Origin of the sequence: Hyphomicrobium sp. (assembly GCF_036262015.1) — a bacterium.
GTDB lineage: Bacteria > Pseudomonadota > Alphaproteobacteria > Rhizobiales > Hyphomicrobiaceae > Hyphomicrobium_C.
This window is the reverse complement of record NZ_DATAJR010000005.1, coordinates 41,269-61,522: the sequence shown is the minus strand read 5'-3', so window position 1 is coordinate 61,522 and position 20,254 is coordinate 41,269. Positions and strand designations below refer to the sequence as shown.

Below are 20,254 nucleotides of genomic sequence, written 5' to 3'. Positions count from 1 at the left end.
CGTCGGCGGCCGGCGAGAAGAAGGCGGGACAACAATGACGATCGAAATCCGCGTGCCGACACTCGGCGAGTCGGTGTCCGAGGCGACGGTGGGAAAATGGCTGAAGAAGCCTGGCGACGCGGTCAAAGTGGACGAGCCGCTCGTCGAGCTGGAGACGGACAAAGTTACCGTCGAGGTTCCGGCGCCGGCAGCGGGGTTGCTGTCGGAAATTCGAGCCGAGCAGGGAGCAACTGTCGCCATCGGTGCGGTGCTCGGCGCCTTGGCTGAAGGAGGGGCGGCACAGGCTGCTCCAGCCCAGACGGCGCCCAAAAACGCTGCTGCCTCAGCGCCCAAGCAGGCCGCACCTCCGCCCTCAGCGCCCTCAGCGCCCGAACGCCCATCGTCTGGTATGCCGCCGAGCCCAGCGGCGCGGAAGCATCTTGCCGATGCGGATCTCGCTGTGGCGGACGTGACAGGATCAGGCCGGCGCGGCCAGGTTCTCAAAGAGGATGTTGTCGCGGCTATCGCGAAGGCTGCGACGCGCCAGAAAATTGATGCCGAACCCCGGCGCGAAGAGCCCGCGCCCCAGCCGCCCGCACGGCCGGCACAGGTTCCAGCGATGCAATCTCAGCGCGAGATCACGCCTCCCGACCTTCGCGTTCCAACGGGGATGAGCGATACCGGACGTGAAGAACGCGTGCGCATGACGCGGCTCCGGCAAACCATCGCGCTGCGCCTCAAGGAGGCGCAGAACACGGCCGCGATGCTGACGACGTTCAACGACGTCGATATGTCGGCCGTGATGGCGATGCGCGCGCAATACAAGGAGCTGTTCGAGCGCCGCCATGGTGTGAAGCTCGGCTTCATGGGCTTCTTCGTGAAGGCCTGTATCCAGGCGCTGCGCGAGATTCCGGCGGTGAATGCCGAGATCGATGGCGAGGACATCGTTTTCAAGAACTATTACCACATCGGCGTCGCGGTTGGCACCGACCGTGGCCTCGTCGTCCCGGTTCTGCGCGAAGCGGATCGTATGTCTATCGCGGAGATCGAGGCCAAGATCGTGGAGTTCGGCAAGCGCGCGCGCGAGGGCAAGCTCTCGATTGCGGAGATGCAGGGTGGAACGTTCACGATCTCGAACGGCGGCGTGTATGGCTCGATGCTCTCGACGCCCATTCTCAACGCGCCGCAGGCGGGCATTCTCGGGATGCATCGCATCGAGGAACGGCCCGTGGTCAAGAACGGACAGATCGTAGCGCGGCCGATGATGTATCTGGCGCTTTCGTACGATCACCGGCTCGTGGACGGCAAGGAAGCCGTGACGTTCCTGGTGCGCGTCAAGGAGTGCCTGGAGGATCCGCAGCGATTTATTCTGGAGCTTTAGAGCTCCGCGATCCTGTCGCCGTCGCGGCGATGAACAATGAAGGGCCGTCATCGGGAAGGTGCGGGGCATATGCCTGGACATTATGATCTCATCGTCATCGGCAGTGGGCCGGGTGGATATGTGTGTGCTATCCGTGCCGCACAGCTCGGTCTCAAGACGGCGATTGTCGAGAAGCGCGTGACGCACGGCGGCACGTGCCTCAACGTGGGCTGCATTCCGTCGAAGGCGTTGCTGCATGCCTCGGAACTTTATGAAGAGGCTGGGCACGGGTTTGGCCGCATGGGCATCAAGGTGTCGCCTGAGCTCGACCTCAAGCGCATGCTGGCCTTCAAGGACGAGGGCGTAAAGGGCAACGTCGATGGCGTCGCGTTCCTGCTCAAGAAGAACAAGATCGATACGTTCCACGGCTCCGGCCGCATTCTGAAAGCCGGTCAGGTCGAGGTCACCGATACGGGTGGCGGCCGGAAGGCGCTGGATACGCGAGCTATCGTGATCGCGACCGGATCGGACGTCGCGCGGCTGCCGGGCATCGAGATCGACGAGACTGACATCGTGTCGTCGACGGGTGCGCTCTCGCTGCCGGAAGTCCCCGAACGCCTGCTGGTCGTTGGCGCCGGTGTGATTGGGCTCGAGTTGGGCTCCGTGTGGCGCCGGCTCGGCTCGTCGGTCACGGTCGTGGAGTTTCTCGATCGCATTCTGCCGGGTATGGATGGCGACGTGGCGAAGTCGCTCGAACGCCTCTACACGAAGCAGGGGATCACGTTCCGGCTGGGTACGAAGGTGGTCGGCGTCGAGCGCACGGAAGCTGGACTCGATGTGACGCTGGAACCGTCCAACGGCGGCACGAAGGATCACGTTCAAGCGGATGTCGTGCTGGTCTCCATCGGGCGGGTGCCTTACACGGACGGGCTGGGGCTCGACGATGTCGGCGTCGTGCGCGACGCGAAGAAGCGCATTGTCGTGAACGGGCAATTCGAAACCAATGTCACCCGGATCTACGCGATCGGCGACGTGATCGCTGGCCCAATGCTGGCGCACAAGGCGGAAGATGAAGGCATCGCGGTTGCCGAAATCCTGGCAGGACAGGCCGGGCATGTGAATCACGATGTCATCCCGAACGTGATCTATACGTCGCCGGAGGTGGCTTCGGTCGGGAAAACCGAGGAAGAGTTGAAGGCCGCAGGCATCGCCTACACCGTCGGGAAGTTTCCCTTCCTCGCGAACGGTCGCGCCAAGGTCAACAAGACGACCGATGGCTTCGTGAAAGTGCTCGCAGATGCGGAGACGGATCGCATTCTGGGGGTGCATATCATCGGCGCAAATGCCAGCGAACTGATCGCCGAAGCTGCGGTCATCATGGAGTTCGGTGGATCCGCGGAAGATCTTGCGCGGACCTGTCATGCGCATCCGACGTTGTCGGAGTCGGTGAAAGAAGCCGCGCTCTCGGTTGCGAAACGCGCAATCCACATGTAGGCGCCGCGTCATTCGATGGCGGTGGCCGTGTAGCCGGCTTCTCGGAAGAGTTCGACCAGTCCCGTCTTGCCCGGGAGGTGGAGTGCGCCAACTGCGATGAAGGCGCCGCCTTTTTCCAGATGAGGCAGCGCGGCTTCGCGCATCTTGCGATTGCGGTCGACGATCAGCGTCTTCTGAAACGACGCATAGGCGCTGGCGGGGACGCCAGCTTTTTCGGCGAGGGCGAGCTGCAGATCCCAAAGCGCGCCGATGCGTCGTCGCAGGTAAAGCTGCACCATCGTCTCGCGCAGGTTCTCGTTTTCGTCGATCAGCGCGATGTTGGCGCGCAGAATGCCGAGCTGCTCGTCATCCGGGATCGAAGCGAGGGCCGTGAGCTGGTCCTCGGTCGTCTCGAGACCGCCGACAGGAATGCCGTTGACCTGAGCCCGTTCCGCGAGCGCCATGTCGAGCACGCGGTAGCCGCTTTGCACGCGGCGCCGTTCGCAATCCGAGGCGGCGATCATCAACGAGACGATCCACGGCCGGTAGAGACGGAGGGCGTCGGCCGGAACGCTTTCACCCGCCGATTTGCGGACTTGGTCGAACTCTTCCTTCGAAAGCAGGCTGTCGAGGGTGCGGCCGTCGGTGAAAACGGCCGATTCGGCGGCGGCGACATAGGCGCGTCCCGTGGCTTCGGGCGACAGGTTGGCGTTTTCGATCAGGAGGGTCTTGGACGCCCTGATCGCGTTCTTCGTCGTGTCCCTCAAGCGCTTGATGCGGTTGTCCGTCAAATGAACGGTGCCAAACAGGTAGGACGGCGGGCTGCCGGGGCGTTCGAGTTTCCAGAAGATGGCTTGTCCGTTCTCGAGCGCATTGGCGTTTTCCACGATGCGGGCGTGGAGGGCCGGATCGGTTGCGGACAGCTTGTCGAGAAGGTTCTTGCCGGTGCAGCGAGTTTGCGATGTTTCCGGCGCTTCTTGTGATGTTGCGGGTCGATGGGTGCTGGCGATGAAAAGGACCGCAATCAACCAGAGGCCGATCGATCGCCCGGAGCGAAACATGCACCGTCTCCCCACTCGATGTTTTTACGAGGAATAGCGAATTTCAGACGTGCGGCAAAGCTGTGGCGGGTCTCAGGCGCGGGGATGCGCCGTGTCGTAGACGGCCAGGATTCGCTCGCGGTCGACCTCGGTGTAGACCTGGGTCGTGGAGAGGGACGCGTGTCCCAGCAATTCCTGGATCTGGCGGAGGTCGGCGCCCGCCGCGAGTAAGTGCGTCGCGAAGGAATGGCGGAGCGCGTGCGGGGTTGCCGTCTCGGGCAGGGATAGCTCGTCGCGCATGCGGGCAATCGCGAGCTGGATCAGGCGCGGCGAGAGCGGACCGCCTTTTGCGCCAAGAAAAAGCGGTGTTGAAGCCTCAAGCGGGTAAGGGCAGAGCTTGAGGTAGCGTTCCACCGCGCGATGGGTGACGGGTAAGATCGGCACCAGACGTTCCTTGCCGCCCTTGCCGACGATGCGGATCACGTCGCGGCCGGAGACAGGAGCCTCACGCCGCGTCAGGCTCAAGGCTTCGGAGATGCGCAATCCCGCGCCGTAAAGCAGGAGCATCACGGCAACGTCACGCGCGCGGATCCAATCGTCGCCTGCCCCCTCGCCGTCGACCAGTGCGGAAGCCTTGTCTACGGTCAGCGGTTTCGGCAGCGTGTGGGGAATGCGCGGCATCGCCACTTGCGACAGCGCACGGTTCGTGACGAGACCCTCGTTCTCCAGCCACCGATAGAAGGTCCGCAGGGCCGAGATGCTACGCGCAAGGGACCGGCTGGTGGCCTCCTCACGGCGGCGCGAGGCCAGGAAGCGCCGAACGGCCTTCACGTCGAGGTTGGCTAGGTCCATCAGGCAGGGGGGATGGCCGAGATCGCTTTTCAGGAAGCGAATGAACTGGCGCAGGTCGCGCTCGTAGGAGGCCAGCGTGGCAGGTGAATGACCGCGCTCGTGCGTAAGATGATCGAACCACCGCCTGGTGGCACGAAGCAAGTCGTCGGCGAGCGGCAGCTCGCCATCCGCTTCGAGGAGGCCATCGATTGTGTCCCGAGTCATGACGGCAGCATCCCGCTCCATTGGTTAATCAATCGTAAACGATTTGCGGGCGGTTGGCTGGACCGCGCCGCCTGACGGTGCAGCGATTGCAGTTGCCGCCTGCCGTTTCCGGGGCGCAAACTTCGACGATGACCGAGGTTCAACCGAGAGAGCCAAATGCGCAAAGGGCTGCGAGATGGCTTGCCGCCATGGCGGAGCCGAGGGCCGCGCTGGGGTGGGTCCGCGCCAACGGCGCTGCGCTCGGTGCCAATGCGATTGCTGGTCTCGTCGCGTCGCTGCTGACGCTTGCCTATTGCCTTTCGTTCAGCGCGCTTTTGTTCCAGGGGGAGCTGGCGGGTGGATTGCCGATGGGGCTTTGGGCGTTCCTCATGGGATCGGCGGTTGCGGGACTCTATGTGTCGCTGACGACGTCGCTGCCGCCCGCCGAGGCCGGCCCCGACAATCCGGCTGTCGCCGTGCTCGCGGCCCTGGCTGCAACCGTCTCGGCTCCGGTGCTTCTGGCCGGTGGCAGTGCGAAGGCGGCGGTCGATACGGTGCTGCTGTCGTTTTCGCTCGCGACGCTTGTCACGGGGCTCGTGCTCTATCTCCTCGGGCGGCTCAAGCTCGGGGCGTTCGTCCGCTTCATTCCCTATCCGGTGATCGCGGGATTTCTCGGAGCGTCGGGCTTTTTTCTCGTGGTTGGCGGGTTCGAGGTGATGACCGGCGTGGACATCACGTTGGCGAACGTCCTGCATGCCGTTCCGCCTGATCGGATCCTGCTCGTCGTCATCGGCGCCGTGTTCGGTCTTGCGATCTTTGTCGCGAAGATGCTGTCCGGAAGCATCTATGTTCTTCCGGCAGCCTTTCTTGTCGGCACCGTGCTGCTCGATGCGGTGCTGTGGTGGCTCGGGGTTCCACGGGAGGGCAGCGGCTGGTTCATCGGCAGCGCGGCGCATCTGGAACCGTGGGTACCGATGCGTACACTTTTTGCCGAGCCGATCGATGCGCGCATTTATCTCGGAGCGGCCATTGAAGTTGCCGCTGTTGCGGGTGTCACCGTTGTCGCGCTTCTGCTCGACGTCACGGGCCTCGAGGTGGCTCGTGCGCAGTCGGCGGATCTCGATTGGGAATTTCGTACCAACGGCGCGGCCAACGTGATTGCGGCGCCGCTTGGCGGCATCATGGGGAATCTCTCGCTGAACGGGAGCCGTTTGCTCGAAGAGACCGGTGGGGTTGCGCGCGTCAGCGGCGTGTTTGCGTCGCTTGTCGTCGTGCTCGTCGTCGTGACAGGCGTCGATCTTCCGGGGCTCGTGCCGTCTCCCGTGCTCGCCGCCTTGCTGATCTATCTCGGGCTCGTCGTGCTGACGGAAGTTCTGCTGCGTTCGCCCGCACATCGCGCCTGGACGGACTTCTGCCTCGCGCTCGTGATCATGGCCGCCATCGTCGTGCAGGGCTATCTGGCCGGTATCATCTTCGGTGTCATCGCTGCGTGCCTGATGTTTGCGGTGAGCTACGGGCGCATTTCTGTGATCCGCAGGCATCTCACGCGGAGCGTCGTTGCGTCGAACATGGATCGCTCGGCGGCTGCTTCATCGCATCTCAAGGAACAGGGCGAGCGCATCCACGTCTTCTGGCTCGCAGGATATATCTTCTTCGGTTCATCGAATGGGCTCTACGAGAAGCTCGTCGCGACCATGGCACGGGATGGCATCGGTGCACGGCGCTTCGCCGTTCTCGATTTCGGCGACGTGACGGGATTCGATACGTCGGCCGTGATGTCGCTCAAGAAGCTCTCGAACTATGCGGCCGTTCACAACGTGACGCTGGTGTTCGCGGGGCTCTCGCAACAGATGGCGCACTCTCTTTCGCGCGTCTCTGTCATCGCCGAACAGGATGACGCGACCGTTTTTCCCTCGCGCAACGCAGCCCTCGAGTGGTGCGAAGATGAAGTTCTCGCCGAGCGAAAAGATGCCGGTTTTGTTGGCCCGGAGGCGGATTTCGAACATTGGCTTGCAGCGGAAGTTGGCGGGTTGACGGCGGCGCGGCGGCTCGCGCCTTACTTCGAGCGGCGCGATATCGAGCCCGGCACGGTGATCTATGTGGAGGGATCGCCATCGCAGTCGATCGATCTCATCGTGTCGGGCACCGTCTCGGTGACGGTGCGTCGCGGCGCAGCGGACACCCATCTTTTGCGGAGGATGTCACGGCGCACGGTTGTTGGAGAAATGGGCTTTTTCAGAGTTCTGCCGCGCGGCGCCACGATTTCGGCCGTTGACGCTGCGACACTTTATGCGCTTTCGGCCGACAGCTTTCTGCGGCTCAAAAGCGACGATCCTGACATCGCTGCGGCGTTTCTCGAATTCATTGTGCGGGCGCTGTCGGATCGATTGGATTTCGCGAATCAGGGACTCGCAGCGTTGAGTTGATTGCGCCAGAAAGCGCGCTGGTGCTATGCAACTTGATGGTCGCCCCTGGCGTCTTCGCTTCTCAAGAGCGAGGCGCGCGCGGAAATAACTGCACCGTTGCGCTTGCAAGCGTGACCTAAACTCCAATCCAGGGCAAAAAAGCGCAGTCTTTCTAAATCCATAGCCGCGGGAATTCATTCTTATTGTATGTTTTCGCGGTCATTGATTCTTTTTTTGGGGAAACACTCATGGCTAAAACCGTCACCAAGGCTGCCCCTAAGGCGGCAGCCAAATCCGCATCCAAGGGCGCTGCCAAGGCCCAGAACACCGTCACGCTCCGTCACCTCGGCACCGCCCTCTCCGAGGCTCACGACCTTCCGAAGAAGCAGGCCAACGCCGTGCTCGAGGACATGGTCGCGATGATCGCGAAGCACCTCAAGAAGGGCGACCGCATCCGCATCGGCGGCCTCGGCATCCTTCAGGTTCGCAAGCGTCCGGCTCGCATGGGCCGCAACCCGGCAACGGGCGAAGCCATCAAGATCAAGGCCAGCAAGAAGGTTGCCTTCCGTGCGGCCAAGGATCTGAAAGAGCAGATCTAAGACTTTTACGCGAGCGAGAAGGACGGCGGGCCGGATGTACGGCCGCCTTCCTTACGCTTCGCGAATGTTTCCGGTGCGAACGGCAAACGGCGGCTGAGACATCAGCCGCTTTTTTGTTGGCTTAAATGGTTTGGCCAGTCTTCTTCCAGTCGGCCACGAACTGCGCAAGGCCCGCGTCCGTCAGCGGATGCTTCACGAGGGCCTTGAGAATTGCGGGCGGAACGGTCGCGACGTCAGCGCCGATGAGGGCCGCTTCCTTGACGTGATTCACAGTGCGGATCGATGCCGCGAGGATGTCCGTCTCGAGATCCTGGTAGTTGTCGTAGATGGCGCGGATCTCGCGAATGAGGTCCATGCCGTTCAGGCCGATATCGTCGAGACGGCCGATGAATGGCGAGACGAACGTGGCGCCGGCTTTCGCCGCGAGAAGGGCCTGATTGGCGGAGAAGCAGAGCGTCACGTTGACCATCGTGCCATCAGACGTCAGTGCTTTGCAGGCCTTGAGACCGTCGAGCGTCAGCGGCACTTTGATGGTGACGTTCTTGGCGATCTTCCGAAGCACATGTGCTTCTTTCATCATTCCGTCATATTCAGTTGACGCGACTTCGGCCGAAACGGGGCCTTGAACGATGTCGCAGATCTCCGCGATCGTCTGCTTGAAGTCGCGGCCAGATTTTGCAATCAGCGACGGGTTGGTGGTCACGCCATCGAGCAAACCGGTCGCGGCCAGCTCCTTGATTTCGTTCACGTCGGCAGTGTCGACAAAAAACTTCATTCCTGGTCCTTTGTGCTCCCCGGCGCGGGGCAATCTCGACAGTAGGATGGGACGCGGCGGCCGTCAGCTCGCCATGTCCTTCCGCCTGAGCTATCGCTGAAGTTCGATTGGTAGCTTCTAATCCGGTATCGGCCCACTTGGATAGCCTTCTTGGCCTTAATGAAAATGGTGAAAGCGCGGCGCGAGCTCTCGCGCCGGTGCTGATGCCTGGTGCGCCGCTCAACCAGACGTATGATTACCTCGTGCCTCCGGGGCTCGAGGTCGAGCCCGGGGCCTTCGTCCTGGTGCCGTTCGGTGCGCAAACCCGCATCGGTATCGTGTGGGATGCGCCGCTCGGCGGCTCCGACAAGCCTATAGATCCCAAGAAAATAAAGGCTCTGACGGAGCGGCTCGATGTTCCGTCCCTTCCGGCGGCGTCCCTCCGGTTCGCGGAGTGGATCGCGGGCTACACGCTGGCGCCACTCGGCATGGTCGCGCGCATGATGATGAGCGCGCAAGCTGCGTTTGAACCGGTGAAACCTCGGTTCGGCGTGCGGATCGTGCCCGACGCGATCGATCCGCCGCGCATGACGCCCGCGCGCAAACGCGCTCTCGATCTTGCTCGCGACGGGCTGATCCGCGCGAAATCGGCCCTCGCCGCGGAATCCCAATGCAGCACCGGAGTCGTCGATGGGCTCGTGGCTTCAGGCAATCTGGTTGAGGTCGTCATCCCGGAGCGCCGGTTTCCCGAACCCGATCCGGACCATCGCGTCACCGATTTCACGCCTGAGCAGGCGCGGGCGGTGCATGGGCTCGTCTCGGCTGTGGACGGGCGGAATTTCTCTGTCTCGCTGCTCGACGGTGTCACGGGTTCGGGCAAGACGGAAGTCTATTACGAAGCGGTTGCGCAAACGCTGCGGCAGGGCAAGCAGGCGCTGATCATGCTGCCGGAGATCGCGCTCACCGGACAGTTCATGAGCCGCTTCGTCGCGCGTTTCGGCTGTCAGCCGGCCGAGTGGCATTCGGCACTCTCAGGCGCGGAACGCGGGCGTGTGTGGCGGGCGACGGCAACCGGCGAGGCGCGGGTTGTCGTGGGAGCACGTTCGGGCCTCTTCCTGCCGTATCGCGATCTCGGTCTCGTTGTGGTCGATGAAGAGCACGACGCAGGTTTCAAGCAGGACGATCGCGTGCATTACCAGGCGCGCGACATGAGCGTCGTGCGCGGCAGCCTGGGCAAGTTTCCCGTCATTCTCGCGTCTGCGACGCCGTCGATCGAAAGTCATGTCAATGCGCGGACGGGCCGCTATCGGCACATCATCCTGCCGGGCCGTTTCACAGGCGCCGAGCTGCCCGAAGTCAAGCCGATCGACTTGCGCGCGCATCCGCCTGAGAAAGGGCAGTGGCTCTCGCCGGTGCTCGTCGATTCCGTGGCGGCTACGCTCGGAGAACACCAGCAATCGCTGCTCTTTCTCAACCGGCGCGGCTATGCGCCGTTGACGCTCTGCCGGAGCTGCGGTCATCGCTTCGAATGTCCGCAGTGTACGGCGTGGCTTGTCGAGCATCGATTCCGGCGGCGTCTCAATTGTCATCACTGCGGGTTTTCACTGCCGATGCCCGAGACCTGCCCGAAGTGCGGGGAGCAAGGCTCTCTCGTGGCGTGCGGCCCGGGTGTCGAGCGCGTTGCGGAAGAAGTGAAGGAGCGCTTTCCAGAAGCGCGCGTGGCGCTGCTGTCGTCCGATCTCATCCCCGGGCTCGAAGAGATGCGCAGCATTATCGGGTCGATCGAGAGCGGCGAGGTCGACATCATCATCGGCACGCAGATCGTGGCCAAGGGGCACAACTTTCCGCTGCTGGCGACCGTCGGCATCGTCGATGGCGATCTCGGGCTTTCGATGGGGGCCGATCCGCGCGCGGGCGAGCGGACGTTCCAACTTCTGCATCAGGTGACGGGACGTGCCGGGCGCGCGCTGACCAAAGGGCGCGGCTTCATTCAGACGCACATGCCCGAACATCCGGTGATGGAAGCGATCATCTCAGGTGACCGGGAGGCGTTCCTCGACCGGGAGATCGACATGCGCCGGCGGGGTCTGCTGCCGCCGTTCGGGCGTCTCGCCGCGATTGTCATTTCCGCACGAGACAAGGATTTGGCGGAAACGTTTGCGCGCGAGGTGGCCAAGCGTGCGCCGCGTGTGGATCAGATCGAAGTGCTGGGTCCGGCGGAAGCGCCGATCTCAATCGTGCGCGGGCGCCATCGCTGGCGGCTGCTGGTCAAGGCGCCGCGGGACAAGAACATCCAGGGCTATCTCAGGATGTGGGGTGAGGCGCTGCCCAAGATTGGGGGTGATTTGCGCCTCACCGTCGATATCGATCCCTACAACTTTCTCTAGGCTTCAGTCAGGTCTAGCGATGGGCAGAGGAGAGGATCGTTCCCACTGCGAGGATGCCGAGGCCGATGGCAACGCCCTTTGCGATGTCTTTCCCGTGGCGGTCGCGCTTGTAGCCGTAGCGATGGCGCGGGCCATGGTAATGGCGTGGGCCGTCGTAGTGGCGGTCGTAGCCACGGTCATAGTCCCTGCGCCAGCCATCGCGCGCGTTGGCTGCTGTCGTGAGCGGGCCAAGGTTTGCAGCGAGCAGGCCGGCAATTACCGCAGCCGAGGTGGTGAATTTCTTGAGCGTCATGTCAGGCTCCCCTTCGTCTGATCCGAGCGCCGGAACTGTCCCGGCACGTTGGGGACATTGGTAGTGGGGACCGGCTGAACTCACCTTGAACAAGGCTTGCAGCTGCCGTTCATGTTTGTTTGGAAAGGATAAGCGTCGCGCCGGACAGCCTTTTTGGGCTGCCGGCGCGGTTGCATCGTGCGGTTGGTCTGACGGTTGCGCTATCTCAGATACGGGCAGAGTTTGCGTTTGCCGTCGTTGCTCAGGAACGTTCCCGACGCGCGGTCAAACGACCGATAGCGGGCTGCGCAGCGTGCCACGGCGTCGCCACTGTCCGCATAGACAGCGGCATCGTCATCATAGTCGTCGTAATAGTAGGCGTCCGGATAGTAACCACCGTAGTAGTACGGCGCCCCGTACCAGCGCGGATAGTAGTGGTGGTGATGACCGTGGTGATGGTGACCGCCACCGGGTTTCCAGCCGCCTCCACCGCCGCCGGGCTTCCAGGGACCTGGGCGACCCGGGACATAGTTGACGCCGCCTCTCGGGCCTCCACGGAAGCCCGCTACGCGCGGACCGCCGCCTCCGCCCACAACGCGCGGACCTCCCCCACCTCCTGCGGCAAAGCGTGGTCCGCCGCCCCCGCCGCGCATACCGGCAGATCCCATGCGAAACGAACCGCCGCTAACGCCCCCACCGCCCTTTCTGACATCGATGATCATCGACGGGGCTTCGGTTTTCGACATGGCTCCCGCAGCCTGCATCGCCGCTGGGGCAGCCAAGGCTGCACCTCCCAACGGCAAGCTCACGATGGCAGCAAGAGCCAACAAATGCGTGCTCCTCATTTGTTGTGCTCCGATTTTTGGTATTGATTCTAAATACTGTTCTGCGTGATCCACCACACTTGTGTGTGCGGAAAGATGTGGGGTCTCCTCGGTAGGATTCCTACCGGTTCGGAGTCAGGTTTTGGTTCTCTGAAACCAGCATTGGTGCCAGGTCTGGTGTGGAGTGATGAAAAGCCGCGGAATATGGGCGCTGCTGTCTCGTAAGGCAGGTTGATGCGTCGTGACGCACATGATACAGAACCGCGGGTTTTCAGTCGGGGGACAGCGCTTTAGGCGGTGCGGTCCCATTCGCCTGCACGACCTCTCTTCATGAATGGGCTGTGGCTTCGGCCGCGGGGCTCTTCCAACCCCTTGAGCACGCGAGATTTCTTGACGTGGCGACAGAAGAACCAATCGTAGCCGGTGTGGCTGGCCGATATGCGACGGCCTTGTTCGATCTTGCTGTCGAGCAGAACAAGGTTTCCGAGGTCGAGCAGGATCTCGTCAAATTCCAGCAACTTTACGACATGAGCCCGGATCTTCAGCGGCTCGTCAAAAGCCCTGTGATCGCAGCGGAGGATCAGGTCCGCGCGCTCGGCAGTGTGCTGAGCAAGGCTGCTGTGAGCGACCTCACGAAGAATTTTTTCAATGTCGTCTCGCGCAATCGCCGCCTGTTCTCGGCTCCTGAGATGGCTCGCGCATTCCAGGCGCTGGCCGCCAAATCACGCGGTGAGGTGACGGCTCAGGTTTCGAGCGCACACCCGCTGACGGATGCGCAGGCCGAGGAACTCAAGGCGGTGCTCAAAGCGACCGTCGGCAAGGATGTGAAGCTGGCGACGAAGGTCGATTCGGCCTTGATTGGCGGTTTGATCGTCAAGCTCGGTAGCCGCATGGTCGATTCGTCGATCAAGACGAAGCTTTCGAACCTCAGCCTTTCGCTCAAGGGAGGCAACTGACGCCGGGCCCTTTAGCCCGGCGCTGCGCTTCCTGCCTTCGAATAACGTGAGCGAGCCTGCTGGCTCGTTCGCAACGTCAGAAATACATAGAGAAAACGCCCCAAGAGACGAGGTCAAGTGATGGACATCCGGGCTGCAGAGATCACCTCGATCCTGAAAGATCAGATCAAGAATTTCGGCAAGGAAGCCGAGGTTTCCGAAATTGGCCAGGTGCTGTCGGTCGGCGACGGCATTGCGCGCGTCTACGGCCTCGACAACGTTCAGGCCGGTGAGATGGTCGAGTTCCCCGGCGGCATCCGTGGCATGGCTCTGAACCTTGAAGCCGACAACGTCGGCGTCGTCGTATTCGGTGACGACCGCACCATCAAGGAAGGCGACACCGTCAAGCGGACCGGCGCCATCGTGGAAGTTCCGGTCGGCAAGGGTCTTCTCGGCCGCGTTGTCGACGGTCTCGGCAATCCGATCGACGGCAAGGGCCCGATCAAGTCCGACAAGAAGATGCGTGTCGACGTCAAGGCGCCCGGCATTCTGCCCCGCAAGTCGGTGCACGAGCCGATGGCAACCGGCCTGAAGGCCGTCGACGCCCTGATCCCGATTGGCCGCGGTCAGCGCGAGCTCATCATCGGTGACCGCCAGACCGGCAAGACCGCCATCATTCTCGACACGTTCCTCAACCAGAAGCCGATCAACGCCGGCAACGACGAAGGCGCCAAGCTCTACTGCGTGTACGTCGCCGTTGGCCAGAAGCGCTCGACTGTCGCCCAGTTCGTGAAGGTTCTCGAAGAGCGTGGTGCACTCGAATACTCGATCGTCGTCGCCGCGACCGCTTCCGACCCGGCTCCGATGCAGTACCTCGCCCCGTTCACGGGCTGCACCATGGGCGAGTACTTCCGCGACAACGGCATGCACGCTGTTATCGCCTATGACGACCTCTCGAAGCAGGCCGTCGCCTACCGTCAGATGTCGCTCCTGCTCCGCCGCCCGCCGGGCCGCGAAGCCTACCCGGGCGACGTTTTCTATCTCCACTCTCGTCTTCTCGAGCGCGCTGCAAAGCTCGGCGACGCTGCCGGCAAGGGCTCGCTCACGGCGCTTCCGGTCATCGAGACGCAGGCCAACGACGTGTCGGCCTACATTCCGACGAACGTGATTTCGATCACCGACGGCCAGATCTTCCTCGAGACGGACCTCTTCTACCAGGGCATCCGTCCGGCCGTGAACGTCGGCCTCTCGGTGTCGCGCGTCGGCTCGTCGGCGCAGACGAAGGCGATGAAGCAGGTCGCCGGCAAGATCAAGGGCGAGCTCGCGCAGTACCGCGAAATGGCTGCGTTCGCTCAGTTCGGCTCGGACCTCGACGCAGCGACGCAGAAGCTGCTCGCACGCGGCGCACGTCTCACGGAGCTTCTGAAGCAGCCGCAGTTCTCGCCGCTCAAGATGGAAGAGCAGGTCGCTGTGATCTTCGCGGGTACCCGCGGCTATCTCGATCCGCTGCCGGTCTCGGCCGTCGGCAAGTTCGAGGCTGGCCTTCTCACGGCGCTCCGCGACGAGAAGTCTATTCTCAGTGCCATCGCGGCAGACAAGGCCATGTCGGATGATACCGAGAAGAAGCTCGTCGGCTTCCTCGACACGTTCGCCAAGAACTTCGTCGCCTAAGTCCACTCATTGCTGCTCCGGATCCCGGCGTGTAGCGCTCGAGCGCTTCGGCCGGGATGCGGAGGGAAGCCAGATCTAGCAAGGAAGCTAAGGCGCCATGCCGAGCTTAAAAGATCTCAGGAACCGCATCTCGTCCGTCAAGGCGACGCGGAAAATTACCAAGGCCATGCAGATGGTCGCCGCCGCTAAGCTGCGCCGCGCTCAGGAAGCTGCGCATGCCGCGCGTCCCTACGCTGAGCGTATGGACGCCGTGCTTGCCGCGCTGAACCAGCGTGCGAGCCGCGAAGGTGCTTCGCCGCTGCTGGTCGGAACGGGCCGGGACCAGACGCATCTCCTGATCGTGATGACGGCCGAGCGCGGCCTTTGCGGCGGCTTCAACTCGAACATCTCGAAGCTCGCTCGCGCCGATGCGAACAAGCTTCTCGCTGCCGGCAAAACGGTGAAGATCCTGACAGTGGGCCGCAAGGGCGCGGACAACCTGCGTCGCGATCTCGGCCGTAACATCGTCGAGCGGATCGAGCTCAAGGGCATTCGTCAGCTGGGGTTCACTAACGCCGAGGACGTTGCGAACAAGGTGCTCGCGATGTTCGATGCGGGCGAGTTCGACGTCGCGACGCTCTACTTCTCGGAGTTCAAGAGCGTGATCGCGCAGAAGCCGACCGCGCTGCAGCTCATCCCCGCGAAGCTTCCCGAGACCGGCGCCGCGGCCACACAGGCCAACGACGCTCAGTCGGTCGTCGAGTATGAGCCCGACGAGGACGCGATCCTCGGCTACCTGCTCGGCCGCAATATCGCGACGCAGATCTTCCGCGGCCTGCTTGAGAACGCAGCGTCCGAGCAGGGCGCGCGCATGAGCGCCATGGACAGCGCGACACGCAACGCCGGCGAGATGATCAACAAGCTGACGGTGAAGTACAACCGCCAGCGTCAGGCAAACATCACGAAGGAACTCATCGAAATCATCTCGGGCGCGGAAGCGCTCTAGTTCAGAGTCGAGGAGTAGACGATGGCCTACAAGACGACAGCAACGACGAAAGGTGGCCGCGACGGCCGCTCGATCCTCGAAGGCGGCAAGCTTGCGCTCGCAATGGCGCTGCCGAAGGATCTCGGCGGCTCGGGCGAGGGACACAATCCGGAGCAGCTTTTCGCACTCGGTTATTCGTCGTGCTTCGGCCAGGCCATCCTCGTGCTCGCCAAGAAGCATGGCCTTGACGGCCAGGCTGCCAAGGTGACGTGCGATGTGACGCTCAACACGACCGACGGCTTCTCGCTCGCCGTCGATCTCAAGGTTTCGCTTCCCGGCGCAGATCCGGCCGCACTCAAGGCCCTCGTCGACGAAGCGCACACGATCTGTCCGTATTCGAAGGCGACGCGCGGCAACATCCCCGTGACGCTGACTGTCGCCTAGGCAAATTTGACTGGAGAGGAAAATGGCAAGCAAGGTTGGTAAGGTTCGCCAGGTTATGGGCGCAGTCGTCGACGTGCAGTTCGACGATCATCTGCCTGAGATTTTGAACTCGCTCGAGACCAAGAACCACGGCAACCGCCTCGTTCTCGAGGTCGCGCAGCACCTCGGCGAGAACACGGTTCGCACCATCGCCATGGACTCCACCGAAGGCCTCGTTCGCGGCCAGGAAGTTTCCGATACGGGCGCGCCGATCTCGGTGCCGGTCGGCGAGGAGACGCTGGGCCGCATCATCAACGTCATCGGCGAGCCGGTGGACGAAGCCGGCCCCGTAAACACCAACGCGGTTCGCGCCATTCACCAGCCCGCGCCGACCTTCGCCGATCAGGCGACAGAAGCGCAGATCCTCGTGACGGGCATCAAGGTCGTCGACCTCTTGGCTCCCTATGCCAAGGGCGGCAAGATCGGCCTGTTCGGCGGCGCCGGCGTCGGCAAGACCGTTCTCATCATGGAGCTCATCAACAACATCGCGAAGGCACACGGCGGCTACTCCGTGTTCGCGGGCGTCGGCGAGCGTACGCGTGAGGGCAACGACCTTTATCACGAGATGATCGAGTCTAAGGTCAACATCGACCCGAAGAAGAACAACGGTTCGACGAAGGGCTCCAAGTGCGCCCTCGTGTACGGCCAGATGAACGAGCCGCCGGGTGCTCGTATGCGCGTCGCGCTCTCGGGCCTCACCGTCGCCGAGGACTTCCGCGACAAGGGCCAGGACGTTCTCTTCTTCGTCGACAACATTTTCCGCTTCACGCAGGCAGGCTCGGAAGTGTCGGCACTGCTCGGCCGTATTCCTTCGGCGGTCGGTTATCAGCCGACGCTTGCGACCGACATGGGTGCTCTCCAGGAGCGCATCACCACGACCCAGAAGGGCTCGATCACCTCGGTTCAGGCCATTTACGTTCCGGCCGACGACTTGACCGACCCGGCGCCTGCAGCGTCGTTCGCGCATCTCGACGCGACCACGGTGTTGTCGCGCGCGATTGCCGAAAAGGGCATCTACCCGGCCGTCGACCCGCTCGACTCCACGTCGCGTATGCTCGATCCGCGCATCGTCGGCGAGGAGCACTATCAGGTCGCACGCCGCGTGCAGTCGATCCTTCAGCGCTACAAGGCGCTCCAGGACATCATCGCCATTCTCGGCATGGACGAGCTCTCGGAAGAGGACAAGCTCACGGTTGCTCGCGCCCGCAAGATCGAGCGCTTCATGTCGCAGCCGTTCACGGTCGCAGAAGTGTTCACGGGCTCGCCTGGCAAGCTCGTGTCGCTCGCCGACACGATCAAGGGCTTCAAGGGTCTTTGCGACGGCGACTACGATCATCTGCCGGAACCGGCATTCTACATGGTGGGTTCGATGGACGAAGCCATCGCCAAGGCCGAGAAGCTGGCCGAGGCTGCCTAAAAAACGAGAGACTAGAAACCGTTTGTGAGGCCCCCCGAGCGGTGGCGGGCCGGGAGATCAAATGGCTGATAAATTCGGCTCATGCTGTGACGAGCTAAAGGACGCAATGAGTGGCGAGGAGTTCGAGCCGCTTATCACAGTCGGCGACGATGGCGTTCTCTACATGTCTGTCGGGCTCGTCGAGCTTGAGGACGAAGAACCCGGCATGGTCGACCACCCGGTCTTCTTCTGCCCGTTCTGCGGCAAGGGCCTGCAGACCCCGGATGAGGTCAAGGCCAAGACCGGCGACGAAGACGACGCGTGATGCGCACCGCAGGCCAACCGGCGATCTCGCCGGCATTGGTCAGGTGAGGAATTGAGGACAGGAAGTCGATGGCTCAGACGTTCACTTTCGAGCTGGTCAGCCCGGAAAAGGTTCTTCTCGCTGGAGAAGCCGAGCAGGTGCTTTTGCCGGGCGCCGAGGGCGACATGACCATTCTTCCTGGTCATTCGCCGCTGATCTCGACATTGCGCCCGGGTGTAATCGACGTTGTGCTCAACGGTGCGAAGTCGCGCATCTATGTGCGCCAGGCTTTCGCGCAGGTTGAGCCGGACCGGCTGACGGTGCTCGCTGAGAAGGCGGTCGACGTTGCGGAGTTGAGCAGCGCAGCGATCGCTGTCGAGCTTTCGACTGCAGAGACGGAACTGGCTCAAGCCAAGACCGACGAGCAACGTCTTACCGCCAATCAGGCGATCGCGACGCTGTCGGCCCTCAAGGGCTAAGCGGCGGTCCATCGAGAGAAACAAAAAAGCGCCCGTTTCGCGGGCGCTTTTTTATTGGATGGATGGCAAGGGCTTACTTCTGCTCGGCCATGTCGAGCTTGCGGCCCATGCGACGCAGAAGCTGGCCGACGTTGGCGAGCAGGTTGTGCTCGATTGCAAAGTAAATGCGCTCGCCCTTGAACTTCTTCTTCACCGGGTCCCAGGGGAACAGCAACACGACGTCGAACTCGATCGGCTGTCCGGTCGAGGGCAGACCCATCAGGTCGCCATGATGGACGCCGTTGAAGTGGGCTTCCTCGACGACGCCCTGGGGGCCCACGAAGACGTTGACCACCGAGAAGCAGTTCTCCGGGAACGCTTTGAGAAATCCGTCGTAGAATTTGGCCGCGCCTTCGTGGCCGTGCCAGATCTTGCCGTTGTTCAGGATCGTGTAGACGCAATCCTCGGTCAGGGTGGCGAGAAGCCCGGGGATATCGCCACGGTGTTCCGCTGCGATGTGGTCCAGCCAAAGTTCCTTAATGCGATTGTACTCTTCCGCATCAAACGCCTGTCCAGACTGGTAGTCGGCGCCATCATTGAAGGGCGGCAGCGTTCTCGTCAAAGTGCGTGTCGACATAGAAAGGACTCTGCTACTGGCGGGGAGGCGCCGCAAGAAAGGGTGGCGGGCGGAGTGCTTTCATTTCAGTTTTGCGCGAGATAAGCAAATCTCTCGACGATGGTTTGGTAAACGTGCCGCTTGAAAGGCACGATGAGCTCGGGAAGCTCTGCCATGTCGCGCCAGCTCCACCGGTCGAATTCGGCTTTGCCGCTGCGGGGGCGGATATCGATTTCGCTGTCATCTCCCCAGAACCGCATTGCAAACCATTTTTGGCGCTGGCCGCGGTACTTGCCCTTGAGGGCGACACCCAGCAAGGGCTCGGGTAGGTCATAGCTCAGCCATTCGGGAATCTCGGCGACGATGTCGGCGCTCGTGATGCCCGTTTCCTCCCTCAGCTCCCGGTAGGCTGCTTCGACCGGGTCTTCGCCCTTGAGCAGGCCGCCTTGCGGCATCTGCCAGATGTATGCGGATTTATCGCCGGTCCACTTGGGCAGGCGGCGGCCGGTCCAGACGCGGCCATCCTTGTTCAGGAGCATAATGCCGACGCACTGCCGGTAGGGCAGATCGAGGGGCGTGGCACCGGATGTCAAAGTTGCGTGGTTCATGAGGCGACCGATCAGGTACGTGGCCGAGACGCGATCCTCGCGCAGAAGCGGACCGAATCAAATCAATATCTTACGCCTGAAAATAACGGCTTTTTGACGCCTCGTCTGTCCCGCGAGGAATATCGTTGGATGCCTAGGGACGCGTGCTTTTGTTTGCCAAAAGCGGCTGGAAGATCCGCAAGACCTCGACGTACACATCCCGCTTGAAGGGGACGATAGCCGCCGCGAGATCTTCCGGCTGGCACCAGCGCCAGGCGATGAACTCCGCGTTCGGGGTTCCCGGGACGCCCAGATCAATCTCCGAATCTTCGCCGAGGAACCGCACGGCGAACCATTTTTGGCGCTGTCCGCGATAGCGGCCGCCCCAGGCCTTGCCGATCAGATGAGGCGGCAGGTCGTAGTACAGCCAGTCAGGCGTTTCGCTAATTATTTCAACGGACCTAATCGCGGTTTCCTCGCGCAGCTCGCGGAGGGCCGCCTTGCTCGGGTCTTCGTTCTCGTCGATGCCGCCTTGCGGCATCTGCCACCAGGTCCCACGACCTTCGGCATCACCCGGGGTGTCGGCGCGCTGACCGACCCAGATCCGTCCCACCTGGTTCAGGACCATGATCCCGACGCAGGGGCGGTAGCCTAGTGTGGCAGGGTCGACAGAATGGCTCATGGGACGGGCTTCTCGGTTTGCAGGCTGTTCA

20 protein-coding genes are annotated in these 20,254 nt (G+C 62.5%); 12 read left to right on the top strand and 8 right to left on the bottom strand.

Features of this window, described 5'->3' with window-relative positions; genetic code table 11:
• Positions 1–34: 34 nt before the first annotated feature.
• Both odhB and lpdA read left to right on the top strand, forming a co-directional pair.
• Positions 35–1,360, top strand: a complete 1,326-nt coding sequence (odhB, locus tag VHO05_RS04805; RefSeq protein WP_329645486.1) for a 2-oxoglutarate dehydrogenase complex dihydrolipoyllysine-residue succinyltransferase — start codon at positions 35–37, stop codon at positions 1,358–1,360.
• A gap of 69 nt (positions 1,361–1,429) precedes the next feature.
• Entirely contained in the window at positions 1,430–2,833 is a 1,404-nt protein-coding gene (lpdA, locus tag VHO05_RS04800) for a dihydrolipoyl dehydrogenase (RefSeq protein ID WP_329645485.1), read from the top strand.
• Between the two features lie 8 nt (positions 2,834–2,841).
• On the opposite strand, the gene VHO05_RS04795 is transcribed toward lpdA, so the two are convergent.
• The gene (locus tag VHO05_RS04795) at positions 2,842–3,873 is read right to left on the bottom strand and encodes a TraB/GumN family protein (RefSeq protein ID WP_329645484.1); all 1,032 of its coding nucleotides are present in this window, start codon (positions 3,871–3,873) and stop codon (positions 2,842–2,844) included.
• A gap of 72 nt (positions 3,874–3,945) precedes the next feature.
• Positions 3,946–4,908, bottom strand: a complete 963-nt coding sequence (locus VHO05_RS04790) for a tyrosine recombinase XerC (RefSeq protein WP_329645483.1) — start codon at positions 4,906–4,908, stop codon at positions 3,946–3,948.
• Positions 4,909–5,096: 188 nt separating this feature from the next.
• Here VHO05_RS04790 and VHO05_RS04785 point away from each other — a divergent pair, with 188 nt between their 5' ends.
• Positions 5,097–7,313 (top strand): SulP family inorganic anion transporter, encoded by a 2,217-nt coding sequence (locus VHO05_RS04785; RefSeq protein ID WP_329645482.1) that lies wholly within the window; start codon positions 5,097–5,099, stop codon positions 7,311–7,313.
• A 227-nt stretch (positions 7,314–7,540) separates the two neighbouring features.
• Positions 7,541–7,891 carry an HU family DNA-binding protein gene (locus VHO05_RS04780; protein ID WP_329645481.1) on the top strand — a complete coding sequence of 117 codons (351 nt, stop codon included), beginning with the start codon at positions 7,541–7,543 and terminating at the stop codon, positions 7,889–7,891.
• Between the two features lie 121 nt (positions 7,892–8,012).
• Here the strand turns inward: VHO05_RS04780 and fsa are convergent, their stop codons facing one another.
• Entirely contained in the window at positions 8,013–8,666 is a 654-nt protein-coding gene (gene fsa, locus VHO05_RS04775) for a fructose-6-phosphate aldolase (RefSeq protein WP_329645480.1), read from the bottom strand.
• Between the two features lie 137 nt (positions 8,667–8,803).
• On the opposite strand from fsa, the gene VHO05_RS04770 reads away from it, so the two are divergent.
• Positions 8,804–11,032, top strand: a complete 2,229-nt coding sequence (locus tag VHO05_RS04770) for a primosomal protein N' (protein ID WP_329645479.1) — start codon at positions 8,804–8,806, stop codon at positions 11,030–11,032.
• Between the two features lie 13 nt (positions 11,033–11,045).
• Here VHO05_RS04770 and VHO05_RS04765 read toward each other — a convergent pair whose 3' ends face one another.
• Both VHO05_RS04765 and VHO05_RS04760 read right to left on the bottom strand, forming a co-directional pair.
• Positions 11,046–11,324: a hypothetical protein gene (locus tag VHO05_RS04765; RefSeq protein WP_329645478.1), complete on the bottom strand. Its 279-nt coding sequence runs from the start codon at positions 11,322–11,324 to the stop codon at positions 11,046–11,048.
• A 200-nt stretch (positions 11,325–11,524) separates the two neighbouring features.
• Entirely contained in the window at positions 11,525–12,148 is a 624-nt protein-coding gene (locus VHO05_RS04760; RefSeq protein ID WP_329645477.1) for a BA14K family protein, read from the bottom strand.
• Positions 12,149–12,522: 374 nt separating this feature from the next.
• Here VHO05_RS04760 and VHO05_RS04755 point away from each other — a divergent pair, with 374 nt between their 5' ends.
• From VHO05_RS04755 to VHO05_RS04725, 7 genes are all read left to right on the top strand, one after another.
• Positions 12,523–13,083 (top strand): F0F1 ATP synthase subunit delta, encoded by a 561-nt coding sequence (locus tag VHO05_RS04755; RefSeq protein ID WP_329645476.1) that lies wholly within the window; start codon positions 12,523–12,525, stop codon positions 13,081–13,083.
• Between the two features lie 120 nt (positions 13,084–13,203).
• Positions 13,204–14,733: a F0F1 ATP synthase subunit alpha gene (gene atpA, locus VHO05_RS04750; RefSeq protein ID WP_329645475.1), complete on the top strand. Its 1,530-nt coding sequence runs from the start codon at positions 13,204–13,206 to the stop codon at positions 14,731–14,733.
• A 97-nt stretch (positions 14,734–14,830) separates the two neighbouring features.
• Positions 14,831–15,718: a F0F1 ATP synthase subunit gamma gene (locus VHO05_RS04745; RefSeq protein WP_329645474.1), complete on the top strand. Its 888-nt coding sequence runs from the start codon at positions 14,831–14,833 to the stop codon at positions 15,716–15,718.
• A gap of 21 nt (positions 15,719–15,739) precedes the next feature.
• Positions 15,740–16,141 carry an organic hydroperoxide resistance protein gene (locus VHO05_RS04740; RefSeq protein ID WP_329645473.1) on the top strand — a complete coding sequence of 134 codons (402 nt, stop codon included), beginning with the start codon at positions 15,740–15,742 and terminating at the stop codon, positions 16,139–16,141.
• 22 nt (positions 16,142–16,163) lie between these two features.
• Positions 16,164–17,597, top strand: coding sequence for a F0F1 ATP synthase subunit beta (atpD, locus tag VHO05_RS04735; protein WP_329645472.1), 1,434 nt, complete (start codon positions 16,164–16,166; stop codon positions 17,595–17,597).
• A 61-nt stretch (positions 17,598–17,658) separates the two neighbouring features.
• Entirely contained in the window at positions 17,659–17,901 is a 243-nt protein-coding gene (locus tag VHO05_RS04730) for a hypothetical protein (RefSeq protein ID WP_329645471.1), read from the top strand.
• A 68-nt stretch (positions 17,902–17,969) separates the two neighbouring features.
• A complete protein-coding gene (locus tag VHO05_RS04725; RefSeq protein ID WP_329645470.1) occupies positions 17,970–18,359 on the top strand; it encodes a F0F1 ATP synthase subunit epsilon in 390 nt (129 codons plus the stop codon).
• A gap of 73 nt (positions 18,360–18,432) precedes the next feature.
• Here VHO05_RS04725 and VHO05_RS04720 read toward each other — a convergent pair whose 3' ends face one another.
• The 3 genes from VHO05_RS04720 to VHO05_RS04710 all read right to left on the bottom strand — a co-directional run bounded on the left by VHO05_RS04720 (position 18,433) and on the right by VHO05_RS04710 (position 20,223).
• On the bottom strand, positions 18,433–18,975 hold the full coding sequence (locus VHO05_RS04720) for an ester cyclase (protein ID WP_329645469.1): 543 nt from the start codon (positions 18,973–18,975) through the stop codon (positions 18,433–18,435).
• A gap of 65 nt (positions 18,976–19,040) precedes the next feature.
• A complete protein-coding gene (locus VHO05_RS04715) occupies positions 19,041–19,562 on the bottom strand; it encodes an RNA pyrophosphohydrolase (RefSeq protein ID WP_329645468.1) in 522 nt (173 codons plus the stop codon).
• A 133-nt stretch (positions 19,563–19,695) separates the two neighbouring features.
• Positions 19,696–20,223, bottom strand: coding sequence for an RNA pyrophosphohydrolase (locus VHO05_RS04710; protein ID WP_329645467.1), 528 nt, complete (start codon positions 20,221–20,223; stop codon positions 19,696–19,698).
• Between the last annotated feature and the right edge of the window lie 31 nt (positions 20,224–20,254).

What these genes read in the sequence shown, in the direction of transcription:
- VHO05_RS04795 (WP_329645484.1), bottom strand. Translation starts at nt 3,873, where the DNA reads ATGTTTCGCTCCGGGCGATCGATCGGCCTCTGGTTGATTGCGGTCCTT.
- VHO05_RS04715 (WP_329645468.1), bottom strand. Translation starts at nt 19,562, where the DNA reads ATGAACCACGCAACTTTGACATCCGGTGCCACGCCCCTCGATCTGCCC.
- VHO05_RS04765 (WP_329645478.1), bottom strand. Translation starts at nt 11,324, where the DNA reads ATGACGCTCAAGAAATTCACCACCTCGGCTGCGGTAATTGCCGGCCTG.
- VHO05_RS04760 (WP_329645477.1), bottom strand. Translation starts at nt 12,148, where the DNA reads ATGAGGAGCACGCATTTGTTGGCTCTTGCTGCCATCGTGAGCTTGCCG.
- VHO05_RS04790 (WP_329645483.1), bottom strand. Translation starts at nt 4,908, where the DNA reads ATGACTCGGGACACAATCGATGGCCTCCTCGAAGCGGATGGCGAGCTG.
- VHO05_RS04780 (WP_329645481.1), top strand. Translation starts at nt 7,541, where the DNA reads ATGGCTAAAACCGTCACCAAGGCTGCCCCTAAGGCGGCAGCCAAATCC.
- odhB (WP_329645486.1), top strand. Translation starts at nt 35, where the DNA reads ATGACGATCGAAATCCGCGTGCCGACACTCGGCGAGTCGGTGTCCGAG.
- fsa (WP_329645480.1), bottom strand. Translation starts at nt 8,666, where the DNA reads ATGAAGTTTTTTGTCGACACTGCCGACGTGAACGAAATCAAGGAGCTG.
- VHO05_RS04710 (WP_329645467.1), bottom strand. Translation starts at nt 20,223, where the DNA reads ATGAGCCATTCTGTCGACCCTGCCACACTAGGCTACCGCCCCTGCGTC.
- VHO05_RS04745 (WP_329645474.1), top strand. Translation starts at nt 14,831, where the DNA reads ATGCCGAGCTTAAAAGATCTCAGGAACCGCATCTCGTCCGTCAAGGCG.
- VHO05_RS04720 (WP_329645469.1), bottom strand. Translation starts at nt 18,975, where the DNA reads ATGTCGACACGCACTTTGACGAGAACGCTGCCGCCCTTCAATGATGGC.
- lpdA (WP_329645485.1), top strand. Translation starts at nt 1,430, where the DNA reads ATGCCTGGACATTATGATCTCATCGTCATCGGCAGTGGGCCGGGTGGA.
- VHO05_RS04730 (WP_329645471.1), top strand. Translation starts at nt 17,659, where the DNA reads ATGGCTGATAAATTCGGCTCATGCTGTGACGAGCTAAAGGACGCAATG.
- VHO05_RS04785 (WP_329645482.1), top strand. Translation starts at nt 5,097, where the DNA reads ATGGCGGAGCCGAGGGCCGCGCTGGGGTGGGTCCGCGCCAACGGCGCT.
- VHO05_RS04740 (WP_329645473.1), top strand. Translation starts at nt 15,740, where the DNA reads ATGGCCTACAAGACGACAGCAACGACGAAAGGTGGCCGCGACGGCCGC.
- atpA (WP_329645475.1), top strand. Translation starts at nt 13,204, where the DNA reads ATGGACATCCGGGCTGCAGAGATCACCTCGATCCTGAAAGATCAGATC.
- atpD (WP_329645472.1), top strand. Translation starts at nt 16,164, where the DNA reads ATGGCAAGCAAGGTTGGTAAGGTTCGCCAGGTTATGGGCGCAGTCGTC.
- VHO05_RS04725 (WP_329645470.1), top strand. Translation starts at nt 17,970, where the DNA reads ATGGCTCAGACGTTCACTTTCGAGCTGGTCAGCCCGGAAAAGGTTCTT.